19 protein-coding genes and 1 other RNA gene are annotated in these 20,409 nt (G+C 40.4%); 2 read left to right on the top strand and 18 right to left on the bottom strand.

From position 1 onward, the window contains the following. Window positions 1–107: 107 nt before the first annotated feature. From ACTJJD_RS09320 to ACTJJD_RS09275, 10 genes are all read right to left on the bottom strand, one after another. Window positions 108–1,043, bottom strand: a complete 936-nt coding sequence (locus ACTJJD_RS09320) for a response regulator (RefSeq protein WP_440608329.1) — start codon at window positions 1,041–1,043, stop codon at window positions 108–110. After that, window positions 1,040–2,356 carry an ATP-binding protein gene (locus tag ACTJJD_RS09315; protein WP_048001827.1) on the bottom strand — a complete coding sequence of 439 codons (1,317 nt, stop codon included), beginning with the start codon at window positions 2,354–2,356 and terminating at the stop codon, window positions 1,040–1,042. The genes ACTJJD_RS09320 and ACTJJD_RS09315 overlap by 4 nt, the downstream gene beginning before the upstream one ends. Before the next feature lie 117 nt (window positions 2,357–2,473). Then, complete coding sequence (aspA, locus tag ACTJJD_RS09310) at window positions 2,474–3,919, bottom strand: aspartate ammonia-lyase (protein ID WP_007500224.1); 1,446 nt, start codon at window positions 3,917–3,919, stop codon at window positions 2,474–2,476. A gap of 16 nt (window positions 3,920–3,935) precedes the next feature. Continuing rightward, window positions 3,936–5,213 carry a cation:dicarboxylate symporter family transporter gene (locus ACTJJD_RS09305; protein ID WP_007500222.1) on the bottom strand — a complete coding sequence of 426 codons (1,278 nt, stop codon included), beginning with the start codon at window positions 5,211–5,213 and terminating at the stop codon, window positions 3,936–3,938. 242 nt (window positions 5,214–5,455) lie between these two features. Beyond that, the gene (locus ACTJJD_RS09300) at window positions 5,456–5,653 is read right to left on the bottom strand and encodes a hypothetical protein (RefSeq protein WP_041091910.1); all 198 of its coding nucleotides are present in this window, start codon (window positions 5,651–5,653) and stop codon (window positions 5,456–5,458) included. Beyond that, the gene (locus ACTJJD_RS09295) at window positions 5,650–8,085 is read right to left on the bottom strand and encodes a heavy metal translocating P-type ATPase (RefSeq protein ID WP_440608328.1); all 2,436 of its coding nucleotides are present in this window, start codon (window positions 8,083–8,085) and stop codon (window positions 5,650–5,652) included. Before ACTJJD_RS09295 ends, ACTJJD_RS09300 begins: the two co-directional genes overlap by 4 nt. 83 nt (window positions 8,086–8,168) lie before the next feature. Further along, window positions 8,169–8,375 carry a copper chaperone CopZ gene (gene copZ, locus ACTJJD_RS09290; RefSeq protein ID WP_017368060.1) on the bottom strand — a complete coding sequence of 69 codons (207 nt, stop codon included), beginning with the start codon at window positions 8,373–8,375 and terminating at the stop codon, window positions 8,169–8,171. Between the two features lie 83 nt (window positions 8,376–8,458). After that, the gene (locus ACTJJD_RS09285; protein WP_017359234.1) at window positions 8,459–8,764 is read right to left on the bottom strand and encodes a metal-sensing transcriptional repressor; all 306 of its coding nucleotides are present in this window, start codon (window positions 8,762–8,764) and stop codon (window positions 8,459–8,461) included. A 97-nt stretch (window positions 8,765–8,861) separates the two neighbouring features. After that, window positions 8,862–9,317 (bottom strand): DUF6376 family protein, encoded by a 456-nt coding sequence (locus ACTJJD_RS09280; protein ID WP_017359233.1) that lies wholly within the window; start codon window positions 9,315–9,317, stop codon window positions 8,862–8,864. Between the two features lie 254 nt (window positions 9,318–9,571). Continuing rightward, entirely contained in the window at window positions 9,572–11,170 is a 1,599-nt protein-coding gene (locus ACTJJD_RS09275; protein WP_058336929.1) for a histidine kinase N-terminal 7TM domain-containing diguanylate cyclase, read from the bottom strand. Window positions 11,171–11,409: 239 nt separating this feature from the next. Between ACTJJD_RS09275 and ACTJJD_RS09270 the strand changes: the two genes are divergently transcribed. Further along, window positions 11,410–11,646: a hypothetical protein gene (locus ACTJJD_RS09270; RefSeq protein WP_440608327.1), complete on the top strand. Its 237-nt coding sequence runs from the start codon at window positions 11,410–11,412 to the stop codon at window positions 11,644–11,646. Window positions 11,647–11,698: 52 nt separating this feature from the next. On the opposite strand, the gene ACTJJD_RS09265 is transcribed toward ACTJJD_RS09270, so the two are convergent. From ACTJJD_RS09265 to ACTJJD_RS09230, 8 genes are all read right to left on the bottom strand, one after another. Next, complete coding sequence (locus tag ACTJJD_RS09265; RefSeq protein ID WP_440608326.1) at window positions 11,699–13,972, bottom strand: CDP-glycerol glycerophosphotransferase family protein; 2,274 nt, start codon at window positions 13,970–13,972, stop codon at window positions 11,699–11,701. Between the two features lie 430 nt (window positions 13,973–14,402). Then, window positions 14,403–14,766, bottom strand: a transfer-messenger RNA (tmRNA) gene (gene ssrA / locus ACTJJD_RS09260). Between the two features lie 181 nt (window positions 14,767–14,947). Then, on the bottom strand, window positions 14,948–15,418 hold the full coding sequence (gene smpB / locus ACTJJD_RS09255) for an SsrA-binding protein SmpB (protein WP_008347658.1): 471 nt from the start codon (window positions 15,416–15,418) through the stop codon (window positions 14,948–14,950). Window positions 15,419–15,557: 139 nt separating this feature from the next. Then, window positions 15,558–17,897, bottom strand: coding sequence for a ribonuclease R (rnr, locus tag ACTJJD_RS09250; protein WP_008347660.1), 2,340 nt, complete (start codon window positions 17,895–17,897; stop codon window positions 15,558–15,560). Window positions 17,898–17,916: 19 nt separating this feature from the next. Then, window positions 17,917–18,663 (bottom strand): alpha/beta hydrolase, encoded by a 747-nt coding sequence (locus ACTJJD_RS09245; protein ID WP_008347663.1) that lies wholly within the window; start codon window positions 18,661–18,663, stop codon window positions 17,917–17,919. 123 nt (window positions 18,664–18,786) lie between these two features. Beyond that, on the bottom strand, window positions 18,787–19,020 hold the full coding sequence (gene secG, locus ACTJJD_RS09240; RefSeq protein ID WP_003212746.1) for a preprotein translocase subunit SecG: 234 nt from the start codon (window positions 19,018–19,020) through the stop codon (window positions 18,787–18,789). 187 nt (window positions 19,021–19,207) lie between these two features. Beyond that, entirely contained in the window at window positions 19,208–19,498 is a 291-nt protein-coding gene (locus ACTJJD_RS09235; protein WP_008347666.1) for an AbrB/MazE/SpoVT family DNA-binding domain-containing protein, read from the bottom strand. Between the two features lie 37 nt (window positions 19,499–19,535). Beyond that, window positions 19,536–19,769 (bottom strand): helix-turn-helix domain-containing protein, encoded by a 234-nt coding sequence (locus ACTJJD_RS09230; RefSeq protein WP_008347669.1) that lies wholly within the window; start codon window positions 19,767–19,769, stop codon window positions 19,536–19,538. 154 nt (window positions 19,770–19,923) lie between these two features. Here ACTJJD_RS09230 and ACTJJD_RS09225 point away from each other — a divergent pair, with 154 nt between their 5' ends. Continuing rightward, window positions 19,924–20,328 carry a helix-turn-helix domain-containing protein gene (locus ACTJJD_RS09225; RefSeq protein ID WP_440608325.1) on the top strand — a complete coding sequence of 135 codons (405 nt, stop codon included), beginning with the start codon at window positions 19,924–19,926 and terminating at the stop codon, window positions 20,326–20,328. Window positions 20,329–20,409 lie beyond the last annotated feature (81 nt).

Below are 20,409 nucleotides of genomic sequence, written 5' to 3'. Positions count from 1 at the left end.
GCGGAGCGAATTTGACATTCGTGAGCACCGAAGCGCAGGACTGACACCGAATGCGAGGGTTTGTCTACACGCTGAGACATGCCCTCCTTATAGAGAGCATGTCTTTTTTAATCTTCCATGAAAATACGTTTCGCCTCGTAATAGAGCACCTGTACAAATTTCTTCACATTGATACGTGTGTGCTCTTCTCTTCCACTTGTCTCTTTTGTGAGTTCACTCATTTTCTTACGCACAATGGTAAAATCGAAAAATTTTGATGCATAGTTTTCAAAGGTTGGGTGAGAAAAATCGGTTAACCCGAGCGAGGCGATGTGTTTCAATGATTGGTTGATCGCACGTCTTACCCGCTGTTCCGCTGCTTTTGCTTCTCTTGCGATGTCTGCTGTTGTAAAAGGTTCGTTTAATTTATCCTCTGTGATGCCAGTGAAAATTACTTTTAATGAAGGAAAAGAGTCGTGCTGATCGGCATGTAACGCTAAATACTGATCTGTGAAAAGAATCATATCTAGTAAATCCTTAGACCCTTTTTCGCCGACAATCCCAAGCTCCGCGAGCAAAAACTGACCTGCCTCTGCAAGACTTTTCCCACGCTGCTTCGTTTTCGTGGTCTGTCCGCGCTGCTGGAACTGCATGACCGATTTGAGCGAATGCTGAATATTTTCAATTGAGTGCTCTAAATGCAGACGTTCAATCATGAGGTGGAGCACACTTAAGACCTCTACCCGATTGATCGGTTTTGTCACATAATACTCGACACCGAGCGTATATGCATGGCCGATGAGTTCCTTTGTTTCTACCTGTGACAGCATTAAATATTTCCCATGAAATTCATCCTTGATCGCTCGAATCGTCTCAAGCCCGTCCCTTTCTGGCATCAGAAGATCAATACACAAGATATCAATGTGCAAATCATTTAAATAGCTCGCTGTTAATTCAGCACCATCCCCTGCTTCCCCTGCCACAATGCCAAGCTCTTCATCTTCAATGAGCTGTGCGAGTGAAGAACGAACGGCTTCATCATCATCAACAATAAAAAATCTCATCTCCCATTCCCCTCTTTTCTGCTGACTTGATCAATTGGTATCGTTAAAGTGAACATCGTTTGTTGATTTGGGATACTCTTCATTTCAACACTTCCGCCAAGCTTCTCGGCTGTGTCTTTCACATAGGAAAGACCGATACCGCTTGATGGGTTCCCGGCTTGGTCGTATTTTAAAGTGAAGCCCGGTTTAAAGATCACATGATGGTTACGCTCTTTAATGCCTGGCCCGTTGTCACTGATTTGAAAAATCACATCATTTTCTTTCCGCAAAATGGATAGTGATACCTCTCCATTCACCGGAATGGCTTCAACGGCATTGGATACAATGTTATTTAATAAAGATAGAATGGTATACACATGATAAGCAGGGTGCTGTCCTTCTTCATCATAATGAAAAACGATGTGTTTTTTAAGAGATTCCGTATAATTTTCATGGATACGAATCACAAGTCCAGCGATATGAGCAGGACTTGCATACTCCTGAAAGTTTTCCTCATGAATCAGTTTTGATAAGGCAGAAAAAATTCGCTGATTATCCTTTTTGATTTCGTGTACCTCACCTGCAATTTGCAAAGCTGTTTTTCCGAGTTTTTTTAAATCTAATGATTCCGTATCCTTTGCATGATGCAGTGATTGATACAATTGATAGGAAGTAGCTGTAATGTGCTCAGCATGTGCAAGGGTTTTATAAAAATATGTAGATTCCGTATAAAGATTCGACAGCAGCATCAACAGGTGTTCCTTTTCCTTCTTCATTTGGCGCTCTCTCGCCTGTTCTTCGTATAATCGAATCATCGTATAACAAGCCAATACGAAAAAGCTTCTGAAAATCGCCAATACAAATAGTTGAAACAGCGTTCTCACTGTTAAAATTTCATCAATGGCTCCCCTGAGTGCAATCATTTCGACTACACTTGCACATAGTTCCATGATAATCCCTGTCGCCCCAATGAGCCAAGGCTTATCACGGAAACGTCTGACCTGTAATACATAAAAAAGCGTACCATAGACGACGTAATACAGCAGGGAAGGAAATCTTAAAGAAACGGCCTCTTCCAGCGCTAAGTGGCCTGACACAGCGGTATCAAGAAGCACCCGGAATGCAAACACGGATCCCCCCGCAATGATGCCGCTTGCCCATGCCGGGAATTTTTTCATTTGAAGCAGGATAAAGAAAAAGACAACGGTTCCAAAGCTGACCCGAAAGCTATCCTCAAATGGATAAAATTTCAGCTCTCCCCCAATCGGAGTCAGAACAATGAGCATGATAATTAAATAAGGCTCTGTATTCAACCATTTTTTCAGTAGATTCAAACGCAGTCACATCCCTAATAATTGACGATAGTATACTATGTGAGCTTCAGAAAAACAAACAGTCCATGAAAAAACGCACACCGGACATTTGTCGGTGTGCGCTTCTCATGATGCCGCTTAATCTTCTAAACGATCCTTTTCTAAAAGTGATGCGCCAGCAATACCTGGTTTCGTCATTTCAAAAGGATTTAAGATGATATCAAGCTCTTCCTCTGATAACACATCATTTTGCAGACAAAGCTCACGTACAGATACGCCTGTAAGTATCGCTTCTCTCGCAATTCGTGCAGCAGCTTCATAACCAATATGCGGATTGACCGCCGTCATGACACCAGCACTCTTTTCTACATATTCTTTTAATCTAGATTCATCTGCTTTTAGGTCACGCAAGCAGTTATCGACAAAGGATTCAAATACATTTTTCATCATGCTGAGAGACTGTAGTAAGTTGAATATTAAAACTGGCTCCATGACGTTCAGTTCAAGCTGACCAGCCTCTGATGCAAGGCAGATCGTGTGGTCATTTCCAATGACTTGGAATGCCACTTGATTCATGACCTCAGGCATCACTGGGTTGACTTTCCCTGGCATGATAGATGAACCTGGCTGTCTCGGCGGCAAATGCAGCTCACCAAAGCCTGCTCTAGGACCTGAAGCCATCAAACGAATATCGTTTGCCATTTTGGACATATTCATCATACATACTTTCAGTGCAGCTGATACTTCTGTATAAGCATCTGTATTTTGCGTAGCATCGACCAAATCTTCTGCTCCAACTAACGGCAATCCGCTAATGTCAGCTAGATAACCAACGACCTGGCGAATATATTTAGGATCAGCATTCAGTCCTGTTCCAACTGCAGTTGCGCCCATATTGACTTCATATAAATGCTGTCTAGACTGCTTGATTCGTTTAATATCACGAGCAAGAACCTTTGCATATGCACTAAACTCTTGACCAAGTCTGATTGGAACAGCGTCCTGAAGATGCGTACGTCCCATTTTGATGACATGATCGAATTCTTGCGCTTTTTCTGTCATGACTTGATGCATGTTTTCCATCGTATAAAGTAGTTTTTCAATCATATTCAATGTTGAAATATGAATCGCTGTTGGGAAAACGTCGTTTGTTGACTGCGACATGTTCACATGCGTGTTTGGACTTAGCTCAGTATAAGCGCCTTTTTCCTTTCCTAGTAGTTCAAGCGCTCTGTTTGCAATGACTTCATTGGCATTCATATTCATTGAAGTGCCAGCCCCGCCTTGAATTGGATCGACAATAAATTGATTGTTCCATTTTCCTTCAATAACCTCATCTGCGGCTTGAACAATTTTTTCTCCAAGACCAGCATATAGTCGCTTTGTATCCATATTTGCAAGTGCGGCTGCCTTTTTGACAATCCCTAGTGCTTTGATGAGTTCCTCATGAACATGGTAGCCAGTAATTGGAAAGTTCTCTACTGCACGTAATGTTTGAATTCCATAATACGCTTGAGTGTCTACTTCCTTTTCACCTAGAAAGTCTCGTTCGATACGAACTTGCTTGTCCTGTAGCTTCGTCATTTGAAAAGATCTCCTTTTACGCTGCTTTTGTTTGTTGTTTTAATTCCTCAATATACTTCTTCGATTTCTCTTGATCAAACACTTTTTCCCACTTAGACATGACAATGGCTGCAAGTGAGTTACCAAATACGTTAACAGTTGTACGAACCATGTCAAGGATACGGTCGATCCCAACGATGAAGGCAAGTCCTTCAAGAGGAAGTCCCATTGCTCCAAGTGTTGTGATGACAACAACGATCGATGCACCTGGTACACCAGCCATTCCTTTTGATGTGAGCATTAAGATTAATAGTAACGTAATTTGCTCATAGATGGAAAGAGGCATGCCGTACATTTGTGCAACAAATATGGCGGCAATGGATTGATAGATGGCACTTCCATCTAAGTTAAAGGTATAGCCTGTTGGGATAACGAACGACGTGATCGCTTTCGGGCAGCCGAACTTCTCCATTTTATCCATTAGTCTAGGCAGTACAGCTTCTGAACTTGCTGTTGAGAATGCAAGAATGATTTCTTCTTTTAACACTCTAAATAGTGTAAAGACGCTTGTTCCAGCTAATTTTGCGATAATGCCAAGTACGACAATAACGAAGAATGCCATTGTGCCGTAAACGACAAGTACCAGTTTACCTAGCGGGAGAAGCGCTCCGACCCCGAATTTGATCACCGTCACACTGATGAGCGCGAATACACCAAATGGTGCAAACTTCATCACTTTATTGGTCACCCAGAACATCGCTTCGAGGATGCCCTCAAAAAATCCTAACACTGGTTTTCCTTTGTCTCCAACTGCTGCAATTCCTAATCCGAATAACACTGTAAAGAAGATTGTTGGTAATAGATCACCTTCTGCAATGGATTGGAACACGTTTGTTGGCACAAGATGCACAATCGTTTCAGAGAAACTAGCTTTTTCGGCAGAAGACTTAGATGTCTCTTCATATTTAGAGATATCGCCTTTCTCCATGTTACTCATATCAATTCCTGTACCAGGATGGAAAACGTTTGCTGCTAGCAGTCCAACTGCTAATGCAATCGTTGTCACAATTTCGAAGTAAAGAATGGTTTTTCCACCGAGTCTTCCGATGGTTTTCATATCGCCTACACCTGCAACGGCTACAATCAATGCAGCAATAACAATTGGAAGAACGATCATTTTAATTAAGTGGATGAATATATCGCCAATCGGCGTTAACACATTAATAACGGTTTCATTTTGATAAAATAGTGCTCCTACGACAACACCCAAAACAAGTGCGATGAGTATTTGAGAAGCTAACCCTAACTTTTTCATACGTGGACCCCCTTTTTTTGATAACGCTTTCTTTGTTGCCTAATCGCATCTTAACGATGAACCTACAAAAAACGACAAAAAGGAACAAAAAGAAGTGAATTTTTTATGAAAAATCTTTTAAAAGGTGGGTTTTTCCACAAAATTGTTAAAAAAAGACTTCGCTTTTGGCGAAGTCTCAGGTTGTTGAGAAAGAGCTAAAATGAACTTTATTTTAGCTCTTTGTGATAGAAATCCATTGAAGTCTAGAAAGGACGAGTACCGAAGCGCAGGACTGACACCGAATGCGAGGACTTCGCTTCTGATGAAGTCTCATGTTGCATATGATCAGCTGGCGGCTCTTGAAGAGGAGAAAGTTCGACATAAATCGCATAGCCTATCAATACAAAGGCTACATAAATCACAGCACTCAACGTCCACACCCATTTGACATTCAGCTTCATTTTGCCACACCCTCTCTGACAGGTTTCAATCGCTGTAATCTTAGTGCGTTCAGCACAACCGATACAGAACTAAAGGCCATTGCCGCTCCTGCAAGCCATGGTGCCAGGAACCCAAATGCGGCGACTGGTATGCCAATACAATTGTAAGCAAGTGCCCAAAATAGATTCTGTTTAATGTTTCTCATCGTTTTTCTGCTAAATTCAAGTGCATCTGCAATGGCATGGAGATCTCCAGTCATGAGCGTAATATCTGCCGCTTCCATGGCAACATCTGTACCTGTTCCGACAGCCATCCCGATATTTGCTGTTGCAAGGGCAGGGGCATCATTGATGCCGTCTCCAACCATCGCCACTTTTTTTCCTTGTTTCTGAAGCGCTACAATATGAGCCGCTTTTTCCTCTGGAAGAACTTCAGCAATGACATGATCTATGCCTGCCTCACTCGCAATCGCTTCTGCTGTGCGTTTGTTATCTCCTGTCATCATCACGACGTGAATCCCTTGCTCTTTGAGACGAGCGACCGCTTGAGAAGAAGACGATTTGATTGTATCAGCAACGGCGACAATACCTGCTGGCTCGCCGTCAATGGCAATGAGCATCGCCGTTTTTCCTTGTTCTTCAAGCTCAGTCACAACTGCTTCTAGTGCTTCGCAGCTGATATGATGTTTCTTTAGGAGTTTCCGTGTACCAATCAAAAGCTCATGTCCTGCAGCTCTTGCTTCAATTCCATGACCAGGATCTGCTTGAAAGGCTTCTACCTCGACCGCTTGGAGACCCCGATTCTTCATGCCTTCTGTAATCGCTCTGGCAAGTGGATGCTCTGACTGCTGTTCTGCCGATCCTGCTAACTGAAGCAGCGTATCTTCTGTCCAATTGGCAGAAGCAATCACATCTGTAAGACTCGGCTCCCCTTTTGTCACAGTCCCTGTTTTATCTAGCACTACTGTATCTAGTGATTGGGTTACCTCTAAGTGTTCTCCGCCTTTAAACAGAATCCCTGATTCAGCTGCCCGGCCGCTGCCTGCCATAATAGAGGTCGGTGTAGCAAGGCCAAGCGCACAAGGACATGCGATGACGATGACTGCTATAAAGGTTTCAAGGGCTGCTGTCACATTTCCTGGATCAACAAAGATATACCAAATCAGAAAAGTGAGCACAGCCAATCCTACAACAATGGGGACAAATATCCCTGAAATTTGATCTGCCATTCTTTGAATTGGTGCTTTTGAGCCTTGCGCTTGTTCGACGACTCGAATGATTTGTGAAAGAGCCGTTTCTTTTCCTACTTTTGTTGCTTTCACTTTCACAAATCCATTTTTATTGATGGTTGCCCCGATGACTGTATCTCCTGTGGTTTTATCAACTGGCAGACTTTCTCCTGTAATCATCGATTCGTCGATCGCTGTTGTTCCTTCGATGATTTCTCCGTCTACCGGGACTTTTTCACCTGGCTTGACGAACACAAGATCATTCACTTTCACTTCAGAAATAGGAACGGTCATTTCTTTCCCATCTCGCTCTATCACAGCTTCTTTCGCTTGTAAGCCCATCAGTTTTTGAATCGCTTCTGATGATCTCCCTTTCGCTCTTGCTTCCATTAACTTTCCGAGCACAATCAACGTAATCAGCACAGCACTCGTTTCATAATAGAGGGCCGCTTCATGTGCGCCTTGAACCGCTGATTGAATACTTTCATATAAACTATAGAAAAAAGCAGCCGATGTCCCTAGTGCCACAAGGACATCCATATTGGCACTTTTATTTTTCAACGCTTTATAAGCACCTACATAAAAAGGCCAGCCGACAATGAACTGGACGGGCGCTGCTAATGCGAGCTGAACCCATGGATTCATAAACGCTTCTGGCAACCAAATAAACGATGTGAAAGAAAAATGACTGACCATTGCCCAAAGAAGAGGCAATGACAAAATCATCGAGAACAAAAAGCGTGCCGTTTGTTTCTCAATCGCTGCTTGGCGATGGTCTTTTTTCCCTTCCTCTGCATGCTCTTCGGCTGGTTCGATTAATGAATACCCAATGGATTTCACAGCCTCTTTTATGTCACTTGGAGATATTTTCCCTGGATGATATGTCACCTGAAGTGACTCAAGCGCAAAGTTCACTGATCCTTTATCAATACCATCCATCCGGTTGACTTTTTTCTCAATTCGGTTTGCACAAGCCGCACATGTCATTCCCTCTATATCAAATTCTGCTTGCTCCATCACCACATCATAGCCAAGAGATTGAATTTTTTGTTTTAGATCCTCTGTTGTGAGTTGTTCTGTTTCATACACAATGTGGGATGATTCAAGCGCAAAGTTCACACTGGCGTCGTCCACACCTTCCAACCTGTTCAAGCCCTTTTCAATGCGGCCTGCACAGGCGGCGCAAGTCATTCCCGTAATTTGAAAATCAATTTCTTTTTTCATTTATCTCACCTCTCCACATACTCCATGGGGGTATTGTTATTTTTAAAAAATACGTGCTGTCTTATGCAGCACGTATGCTCATTTTATACGACATCATATCCCTGTTCTTCAATGACATCAGAGATCTGGTGTAACGTGATTTGATCTGGGTGAAAGGAAACCTCCACCTGACCCTTATCTAAATGGACTTTCACAGATTCAACACCTGCTAATTCTCCTACATTTCCTTCGACTGCTTTCACACAATGTCCGCAAGACATGCCTTGCACTTGTAGTGTTGCTTGTTCCACTTCTCATCGCCTCCATCAATCATTTTCTAATTTTACTATACCCTAGTAGGGTATCATTGTAAACATAAATGATCCGCTTTTTGCTACGATTTTGTCAGCTTCGTGAAGACATTCATTAACTCCTCAATGGCTTCATCCCCATTACCGCTCTTAATGGCATCCGCTACGCAGTGATGTGTATGCTTTTCCATTAATTGAAGACTCACTTTTTTTAAAGCTGCATTGACAGCAGAAATTTGATTCACGACATCTATGCAGTAACGATCGTTTTCAATCATTTGCTGAATCCCTCGCACTTGGCCTTCCACTCGTTTTAAGCGATTGATTAATTGCTCTTTTTCCTTCTCAGCTCTAGGCGAAGCGATATGTCTTTCTTCATGTTCTGTCATCTGATCACCTTTTTTCTATCATACTTGTGTTACATTCAATTAAAGCATATCTTCACCTGAAAAGGCAAAGATATGCTGTGATCACCGTTTGCTTATCCTAGTTTGTTAGTTGTTCAATATCTTGCAAAAGGCTGACCGATTGCTGAAGCTGCTTCATGAGGCCTTGCTGATCCTCTAAAATAGCTGCAGCATCGAAGTTGTCCATTTTCAATTGCTGTAAATAGGTTTGAATCTCCTCTGACAGCACTTTATTTTTCTCCATGATTTGTGCATGCAGGTCTTCTGCTATTGATGGGGCTGTGAGTTCATTAAATTCTTGAATGTCTGCTTTCAATGATTCAAGTTGCTGCGTCAAATCTGCTCTTTTGGCAGCATCTTGTACAGCTTCTTCCGCAAGCTGTGGAAAATCCTCTGTGAATTGCTGAATATCTGTCACATACTCATTTGCCTCTGTGACATATGTCGTTGTATCGTTTACTTGGTCTAGCAGTCCTGAACATCCACTTAACAAAAACGTACCGGTAAATAGAAACGCCATCACATATTGTTTCAAGATCCATCATCCTTTCATCTGTATGTTGAAACCCCTCATTTGTCCAGCTTCCAACCACACAGATGCAAAAAGACCTTAAAAAAAGCCAGACCTTTGCCTCATGTGTGATAGGCAAAGGTCTGGCTAACATGTTCATGCCGGAATGGCCGAGAAACAACGGATGTTTCTGTAATGACGACCAAACCGTAAAAGCTACTCCCCTTTAGGAAACCGTTCAAATGTTATGTTTATCATATCTAAATGAAGGACAACAGTCAATGAGAAGCAGGCGGAAGATCCTGCTTTTGGTATAGCATATAGTCCGAACCAGTTGATGCATAAATCCGATTACGTCCTTGGCGTTTTGACATATACAAGGCTTGATCTGCCTCAAATAGAAGCGTTTCTAATATAGAGGGATCATTCGCTGTATGGGCGACGCCAAAGCTTGCTGTCACTCTTACTTTTTTCTCATCTGTCTGAAAGAAACTCACTTCAAATGAATGTCTCATCTGTTCCGCAATATGACATGCCTCTTCAAATGAATGATGCGGCAGACAAATGGCGAACTCTTCTCCACCATATCGGCCAAATAAATCATCCATCTTCAAATGCTGCTGACAAATGGACACAACATGACGCAACGCCTCATCTCCAATATGATGTCCATGCGTATCATTGATTTGTTTAAAGAAATCAATATCAAATAGCAATATCGCAGTATCCTGCGCATCCTCTTCCAATAACATCTGCGTTCGTTCAATAAAGGAAGACCGATTGAAGATATTCGTCAAACCATCAATATATGCTCGGCGCTCCAGCTCTTCCTGCAATAGTCGCTGCTCCGTAACATCGCTGATCACAATTTGCCTGCCCTCGACTTCGCCTCTTCTATTAAAAAGAGAAGAAGCAGTGAGATGATAATAGAAGGGCTGCTCTTTTTCCCACATTAAATCATACTGTGAATGATCCTGCGGAGAACGCAGCCACTGTATAAACGCTGGCTCTTTGATGATCCCTGAGAATATATCATCGATTTTATAGCCGATTCCCTTTTTAGCGAGCACAGGAATGATCAATGCAGCCGCAGGGTTATAATCAATCAGTGTTCGGTATCGATCCAATAGAAGAACACCTTCTGACATATGTTCAAACACACGCTCCATTGCAATGGGAGAGAGCTTAAAGAGATGAAAAGACATAATCGCCCATAAGTAGAGTGCGTTGGTTAAAAACATCACCACTGGTACTGGGTCAATGTGAAAAGGCGTGACACCTAATAAATAGATAAAAGAGGTCGTGATCGGCAATAATATTCCAACGAGCAAGATCAGAACCTGTTTCAAATATTCTTTCTTCACACGTAAAAACCAAAGCAGCATAAAAATAGCGAGCATAGAACAGCCAAATGTATAGACCCCATGAATGATATACCAATAACCAATGGTAAAATCAGCTAATAAAAACCCGTCTACTGTATTCATCGTGATGCTTCGGTAAAAGAGTGAATGAAAAGAGTTGGTGAACACCAGAATGGTGGTTAAAATTGGAATCAGCAAGAAGAGAAGCACGCGGCGCTTTGTTACATATTGATGGAAACCAGTAAACTGCAGCACAATCATCAGGCTGAACGGTGCAATAAACGGAAGACCTATGTATTGAAAACTAACCCAAAATGTAATTTCTTGAGGGGTGCGCGCCAATAATTCAAATGTATGTCCAAAAATATAAATCGCAGTTGCTCCAGACATATACATAAACAATTGACAGCCAATATACCGATGGCGATTTGCATGAGCAATGATTGATAATATTACGGACAGAATGCCAGAAACACTCATGATCACAATAAAATGTAAAACAATCGAATCCATGTAAACGCCCCAATTTCAGTTATTTAGAACTAGTCTAATCTTACTATATATGAGGACGTCTCAAATGGGAAGATGTGATTTTGATTTGGTTGGCGGTTTTTTGGAAAGCGTTCGTCATTTTACTAGTCGTGGCGCCCCATCTATTCATTACTTCTTACTTAATTTAAGGATAAAGCATATTTTTGCAAGTGAAATATCTGTACAATGTGGAGATGAATGAAAAGGAGGCTTGATAGGAGATGACTTTTTTGATCATCATGGCAGGTTTGTTTATGCTGATTCTTTTAGAGAAGCCATTTCAGAAGAAACGATCTAAGCTGTTATTTTTAATGAGTTATTTGCTGCTGCTTGCGGTTTATGTGATTCAGACAACATTTGTGGAGATCATGTCGGATGAGCTTTTGATGATGATGGCGTTGATTGTGGTTTGTCCTTTGTTTGTTCGAATGATCCAGTCTTTTCAGAGGAACGCTTGACTTAGTAATAGAAAAAACCTCTACTTGTCCCATCGCAAGTAGAGGTTTAACTTTAATGATTACGAGTAAATACTTCCTTCACCACTCGTTCACTTGCTTTTCCATCTTCTAGTGAACAGAATCTTTCATGGAATACATCGTATTTTTCCTTGTAAGCATCTTTTACGCTTTCAATGTTCTGAATGCTATGAAGCACTTCTTCAGACGTATACAATAACGGACCTGGCAGATCTTTTTCGACATCAATATAAAAACCTCTCAGCACATCTTTGTATTTATCAATATCATACGTAAAGAAAAGAATCGGCTGCCTTAGGTTTGCAAAATCAAAGAATACAGACGAGTAATCCGTGATAAGGATGTCACTTGAAATATATAAATCATTGATATCATTATATTTAGAATAGTCAAAGGCAAACCCTTCAAACCCTGTTAAATCAATATTATCTGAAATGAAATAATGCATTCGTAAAATGATGACATATTCTTCGCCTAACTTTTCTTTTAACAAATTTAAATCTAAAGTGAGATTAAATTTGTATTGCCCCGCTTTATGAAATTCATCATCTCTCCATGTTGGAGCATATAAAATGACTTTTTTATCAGCAGGTATACCAAGCTTCGATTTAATCTTCACTTTATCTGCATCTGTAAAGTTTTTCAGAATATCATTTCTTGGATAGCCATATGTTAATATTTTTTCTTTCGGATACATAAATGCACTTTCGAAGATTTTTTCAGAATATGGGTTTGCTGCAATTAGGTAATCCCATTTTCGAGATTGTAAATAAAATTCTTTTTTGTAATCTGGATTTGCAGATACTACATTATCCATATCAAATACTAATTTCTTAAGTGGTGTACCATGCCATGTAGATAAGATAATTTGTTCATCTTTTTTATAAAGTGACTTTGGCTGTCTCATGTTTAAAACAAAATATTTTGCCACTGTGACATAGTAAAAATAGCTCCAGCTAAATCGCTTAATTACTTTAACGTTCTTGTGCTGAAATTCTTCTTCATTTGCCACCATTTCTTTATCATTCAGAATCCAAACATGCTTCCATTGATTTGGCTCATGCTCAAGAAGATATTTAAATATAGCCTTAGGGCTATCCGAATAGTTTCTTCCTAAAAAGCTTTCATAGACAATGGTATTAGGTTTAATAGGCAATCTTGAGAAGAACAATTGTTGAATGATTCTTTGTCTTGCTCTCTTCTTTTTCGGTTTTATGCCCTGATACAGATTATAATAGAGAACTCTCTTTTTACTTAGACGATATGCCTTATGATAATTCCCGACCTTAATTGCATTAATTTCTTTTAAATGTCTTTTCTTCAATTTGATTGGATTTGACTCTGCATTCAAAATGGTTTGACAGGACTGATAAATAGGCGTTAAACGTTGAATGCCCTCTTTAAACACTGGGCTTTTTACAACCTTATATAAATATTGGCTGATCGCTTCAAGCTTCACTTGTTTCACTAAAGCCAAATCGTCACATTGTTCGATTGATTTGCTTAATGTTCGGAACATTTCTTCAAATCGATGATCCTGTTCTTCCTGGGAAAGTGAAGGGAAATTGATAGGATCATTATGGATCAGCTTATAGTATAGACAAATTGATGTTTCCAAAATAGAGAATGCATCTTGATAAATTTTCATTAAGAACGGAATATCACTATACAATGGTGCGCTTTCATCAAACTGTATTTGATTGTTCAACAAATATTTCTTTTGAACAACGAACCCATGTGATTTTAATTGATAAGAAATCTTCTTAAAGAACTTTTCTTTTGCAATTTCATGATAATGAGCTGATACAACATTCTCCTCAAAAAGCATCTGCATGACTTCGTTTTCATTTGCATCCACATTTAATTTTTTCAAAACATGACTTAAGTTATCCAACGTATCATGCTGATACAAAGCCTGCTTCTTTTCCTTTAATGTTGTGTTTCTGTCTACAATTGTCTTTTTCACTTTCAGCTTAAAAACATTCAATTGTTCTTGATCAATGATTTGCTTTGCATATATCAGCGCATTGGGATGTAAGAAATCATCAGCATCTAAAAATAAGATGTACTCTCCTTGAGCTTCTTCTATGCCTTTATTTCTACTAATGCCTGCATTTGTATGGGGTCCCATATTGATTGTTCTATAATTAAAAGTATAAGGCGCTAAAATTTCTTCTAGGTGTTGACTATCTTGATGGACCAAAAGTACTTCGAAATCTTTAAAAATTTGATCATCTAAACTTTTCATGCAGTTATCAGTATACTTTTTATTGGTATCCTTATAAGGAATAACAATAGTAAATAACATAAGATCCCTCTTCCAAATTTTATATAAACAACAATATTTGATCTTTTCATCACTTAATATGATTTAAAAAACAATAAATATTATAACAAAAACGTGTTTTTATTCAAAAAAAAGATTCGTCTAAAAAGACGACTCACTAGAAATTCGTTTATCCAAAATGTTTTCATCTATACTTCTATGATACAACAATTTATCATACTTAACATAAAAAAACCACTGTTCTAGCCGACTTGAAATAAAAATAATAAGAACGTATTTTATCTGTATGATAACATCCAGTTTTGTTTAAAATTCAGATTGTTTAAGTTTCTAATAGCAAAGAAAAATGACGCTGTGATAGCGTCATTTCATATAACCATTCATTTTTTAAAGATGCCAGACCCGCACCAAGGGCTTTCAAACCCTTGATACGACTGCATTCTAAAAGTTTTGATGGAGACGGTGGGAGTCGAACCCACGTCCAGAGACATCGATTACTTAAGCGTCTACGAGCGTAGTCAACATATTTACGTGTTCACTCATCCTCATGCCTGCTGACGGGCGCTTGGAGAGCTAGTCTGATGGATCTCTTCTTACGTCCTCAGACGAAAACGTAAGCGTAGCCTACTTCATTGGGCTCCTCACAGACACATAGGCGATGTCAGGAAGAGCTCGCTGCGCTTATTAGGCAGCTAGTGCTAAGTTTTGGTTAAAACTTTTAGTTTTGCCAGTTACATTTAGGTGCGTGTTAACGAGATCGCCTCTCGGCTCGCAGCCTAAGCTCGAACCATCCCTGTCGAATCCGTAACGTCCCCTTGTAAAAGGGATATACGGGATGGAAACGTTCTTTAGCTTAACTGCTTCCGTATATGACTATTATAACAATCTCATCGCTCGAAACAACTGGTGGTTTCTGTAAAAAGACGACAATGATTGTTTACTGCATAACATATTGTAGCATAATGCTTCCGCTCTCAGCAAGCCATCTGCATGCGTCTAGAATTGCTTTTGCCGGTCACGGAAAGCACGCTCGATTTCACGTTTCGCATCTTTTTTCTTCAGATCTTCACGTTTATCATATTTCTTCTTCCCTTTACCGACTCCAATTAGCACTTTGGCAAAGCCATTTTTCAAATAGAGTTTAATGGGAACAAGTGAGTAGCCCTCTTCCTTTGTCGCACCAATCAATTTGCTGATTTGCTTGCGATGAAGAAGCAGCTTTCTCGTTCTGAGTGGATCATGGTTATAACGGTTCCCCTGCTCGTATGGGCTCACGTGCATATTGTGAAGAAACACTTCTCCTCGTTCGATTTTGGCAAAGGAATCTTTTAAATTCACTTTTCCTGCTCGAATGGATTTGATTTCAGTTCCTTGTAATACAAGGCCGGCTTCGTATGTTTCTTCTATAAAATAATCATGATTGGCTTTTTTGTTTTGGGAAACAACCTTTCCCTCTCCCTTTGGCATTGGCGTACACCCTCCTTTTGACACAGACACGGTCCAAATCGTACGGATTATTTTATCAAACAATCCAGCTTTGGACAATGCTTCTGCCACGTGGTCAAAAAGCAAATAGAGCGTGATGCCCTATTTGCTTTTTGTCACATTACTTTTTCTTTTTGCGCTTTTGTTTCGGTGCGTTATCAAATACGCGTTTTTTCTTTTTCTTCTTTTTACGACCTGTAAACCAGTCGCCGCCTTTATCCTCTTTGCCTTTTTCCCCAGAGGCCTTTTGACCTCCGCGTCCTTTTTTGGCTGGTGGATCTGTCCGTTTTTTGAACTTGAAGTCTTTTGGTGATTTACGGCGAGTGCCTTTCATCCCGACGATTTCAAAATCAATGGAATGCTCATCTTTATTCACACTCACCACTTTGACAGTGATTTCGTCACCGATACGGTAGACATTCCCTGTACGTTCACCGATCATGGCAAAGTGCTGTTCATCAAAACGATAGTAATCGTCTGTCATGTAGCTCACATGGACAAGACCTTCTATCGTATTCGGCAGTTCAACGAATAGTCCAAAATTCGTGACGGAACTAATCATACCATCAAACTCTTCACCGATTTTATCAAGCATAAACTCTGCCTTTTTCAGGTCATCTGTTTCGCGCTCAGCATCAACAGAGCGGCGCTCCATTGTAGATGCATGATCTGCGATTTCTGGCAGCAGTTGGCCCCACTTTTCAAGGGTCGCTTCGTCTGTCTTTTTCTCTATTAAATAGGTTCTGATCAGCCTATGCACGATTAAATCCGGGTAACGGCGGATCGGCGATGTGAAGTGTGTATAGAATTCCGTTGATAATCCAAAATGGCCAATGCTTTCTGGATCATACTTCGCCTGTTTCATAGAGCGAAGCATCACAGTTTGAATGACGACTTCTTCTGGTTGATCACGGACGGCATCAAGTACACTTTGAAGTGCGCGCGGGTGAATGTTCGTTGACGTCCCTTTGACGATGTAACCAAACGTCGTCACGAACTCTAAAAAGCGCTGAAGCTTCTCAGGATTTGGTTCTTCGTGAATTCGGTAAATGAACGGAACATTCATCCAGTGGAAATGCTCGGCAACTGTTTCGTTTGCCACCAGCATGAATTCTTCAATTAGTTTTTCGGCAACAGAACGTTCACGAATGACTACGTCTTTTGCTGCGCCTTCATCATCTACAAGCACTTTTGCTTCCTTGAAATCAAAGTCGACTGCTCCGCGCTCCATTCGCTTGTCACGCAGAATTTCTGCAAGCTTCTCCATCTCTTGGAACATTGGTACTAACGGCTCGTATTTGTCTAAAAGCTCTTCATCTTGGTCAACTAAAATCTTATTCACATCGGAATAGGTCATTCTTTCCGTCGTTTTGATCACACTTTGGAAAATTTCGTGTTTGACGACTTTCCCACTTCGATCAATGATCATTTCACAAGAGAGTGTGAGACGATCAACCTTCGGATTCAATGAGCAAATGCCATTTGACAGGCGATGAGGAATCATTGGAATGACGCGGTCGACAAGATACACACTCGTTCCACGCTCATAGGCTTCCTGATCAATCGGAGAGTTTTCCGTTACATAATGAGAAACGTCTGCAATGTGCACGCCGAGCTTATATTTGCCATCATCGAGCTTTTGCACAGTTACGGCATCATCTAAGTCCTTTGCATCTGCACCGTCAATCGTCACGATCGTTTCATTGCGCAGATCACGTCTACCTTCAAGGTCCTTTTCATCGATCGTTTCAGGTGTGTCTGCTGCCTGCTGGAGCGCTTCTTCCGGAAACTCACCTGGTAGACCGTGTTTATGAATAATCGACAAAATATCGATGCCAGGGTCATTTTTGTGACCAAGGATTTCCGTCACTTCACCCTCTGCGCTCATTCTTCCTTCTGGATAGCTTGTCAGCGTGACAACGACTTTATGACCTTCGACCGCTCCGTTTTTAGCGGATTTCGGAATGAAGATATCGTTTGTGATTTTTTTATCATCAGGAATGACAAAACCAAAACTTTTCGTTTCTGTATAGGTACCGACAACCGTCTGAGTATTACGCTCCAGAATGCGGATGACCGTTCCTTCTTTTTTGGTGCCATTTGATTTGTGGCTGACACGAACCATGACGGTGTCGCCATTCATTGCTGTGCCTAGCTCATTTGGCGGAATGAAAATATCATCCTGTCCAAACTCTTCTGGTGTCACAAATGCAAATCCTTTTGCATGCGCAGACAGCTTTCCTTTTACCAAGTTCATTTTTTCCGGTACACCATAGCGGTCGCTGCGGGTACGGACGATAAGTCCCTGATCCTCTAATATCACAAGTGCTTTGACGAGCTCTTTATAATCATCTGGATTGGTAATTTCCATCATGACTTCTAATTCCTGTACCGTTAATGGTTTGTACGCCTCTTCTTGCATAAACGCAAGTAATTCATCCATAAATTCTTCTTTTTGCACACTCTAACCCCCTATATATTTAAATTGACCAATCGAGTGATTCTAAGAATGCATATACATCCTGATGAACCTTCTCCCGCTCTTTATCAAGCGTGATAACATGGCCCGATTCTTCATACCACTTTAAATGTTTTTCATCTGTCTCTACTTCGTTATAAATAATGTTTGCACTGTCTGTATTAATCATATGATCATGACGTGCCTGAACAACAAAAGTAGGTGAATAAATCATGTCAACATTGTTTCTGACATCTGCAATGAGTTCTTGAAGAGCCTTGAGTGTACCCATTGGTGTTTTCTTGAACTCTTCCATCTCTTGCTCAATTTGATCCTCTGACTTACCCTCGAATTTTTTATAGTTACGGGCATAATCTAGTACACCCTGGTACATGACTTCTTCACTTTTTATGTACATAGGTGCACACATAGGTACAATTCCCTTTACAGGTACAGTGTAACCTAATTTCAATGAAAAAACTCCTCCGAGGGATAGTCCGCAGACCGCAATTTCCTCATAACCTTCGTCTTTTAAAAATTGATAGCCTTCTTCTACATCTTTCCACCAATCTGTAGGACCTGTATGAACAAGCTCCTCTGGCGGTACACCGTGTCCTTTGTATTGAGGTGCATGGCATGTATAGCCTCTTTCATTCAAATAACGCCCAAGCATACGAACATCGGCTGTATTCCCAGTAAAACCGTGAAGAAGAAGCACCGCCTTTTCTCCACCTTTAAACGTAAATGGTTTTGGTGTAACAACTTTCATGATGTGACTTCCTTTCCTTCTGATATGGTTTATATTTTCCACTTGTATGTATGAACCAAACACAAAAGAGTGCTGATAATAAAAAAAGGTCTGAAAAAAGATCAGACCTTCTGTTACTCGCGCCTACACGCCTAAATATGCCAATGCAAGTGTTAAGATGAAGAAAAGCACTGACAAAATGACAGTTAATCGGTGAAGAATCAAGTCAAGACCTCTCGCTTTTTGCTTACCGAAAAGCTGCTCGGCTCCACCTGAAATAGCGCCTGACAGTCCTGCACTTTTACTTGATTGTAATAATACAACGATGATAAGTGCGATACTGACAATTACGAGTAATGTGATAACAAATGCGTGCATGAAAACACCTCCAGACAAACTGGTACACATAACTTTATTTTACATGAAAACAAGGTGCATGTCACGAAACATCAAAATAAAGATTTCCTATATATTGTCGACTTTATTTGTCATTTTGATTCAATTTCGCTCCAATGGATTGTATGCAGCATTTTTTATATGCAATTTTTGAGGTTAAAAAACGTTTTTAGCGAGTTGCTTCTTCTTTTAAGAGCTGTTTTAATTCTACTAACAACCGTTCAGCTCCTTCAGGACTCAGCACGACGTTACCGTTTCCATAGCTTTTGTTGTATTTCGTTATTTGGCCAGTTAATAAGCAGCTCTTATCTGCATCATATTTTTTCAGCATAATGGTTTGATCTTCGATGAAAATTTCTAACAGCTGCTCTTCTTTTATATTGAGTACCTTTCGCATTTCTGAAGGCAGAACAATTCTGCCAAGCGAATCAATGTGTCTTACCATTCCAGTTCTTTTCAATGAAGCCGCCTCCTTAATGATCATACGATGATTTCATTTATTGACTTTTGTCAACATCTTCATAGTAAAATAAATCTTCAAATTTTTTATCAAAGTAATGAATCATTTTGCCAATGACAAGCTGTCCTGGCTTCCGGTGACCATTCAATACCCTGCTGAGTGTGGCAGGAGAGATGCCAATTTCATCTGCGAGCTGATTTAAAGACATATCGTTTTCGATCATATACTGCATCACAAATGCCCGCCTGATCTGAATCTTTTCGACCATCATTACAACCTCCTATAGGATCAATATGTACAACATGTAGGACTCTCATATCTCCCGGATTCATTAACTTATGTCAACACTTTTACGCCCTTTCTATTTCCTTTGGTCAATGATCATACTAAAATAAGTCATATACTGAAATGTGAGGTTCGATGACATGAATCACTTTGGTGAACAATTACGCATTTTAAGAGAGAATAGAAAGATGTCTGTCAATCAACTCGCCATGTATTCAGGCGTAAGCGCTGCCGGTATTTCTCGGATTGAGAATGGAAAGCGTGGTGTGCCAAAGCCTTTAACCATAAAAAAATTAGCACGCGCTTTGAAGGTGCCTTATGAGGATTTAATGCTGCTTGCCGGTTATATTGAACAGGAAAAAGTGCATGAAATGAAACCGAAATATGAATCCATATTAAAAATCTATCAAACGGCGCTTCAAAAGGATGTAGAACATCTCCCTATTTTCGATGGAGACCAATGGGAATCACTCACCGCACAAGACATCAGCCAGCTGAATCAATACTTTCTCACGCTCATTAACCAAAAAAAGGCGAACAAATAGCGGGGCATAAACATAAGATACATCCACTATTAACTAATGTCAATATTTTCATGGTGCACTTATTGCCAATAGTCAACAAAT

The sequence above is a fragment of the Bacillus sp. 22446 genome, assembly GCF_052044955.1.
Taxonomy (GTDB): Bacteria; Bacillota; Bacilli; order Bacillales; family Bacillaceae; genus Bacillus; species Bacillus altitudinis.
Note: the sequence above shows the minus strand (reverse complement) of the source record. Positions and strands in the feature narration are given on the sequence as shown.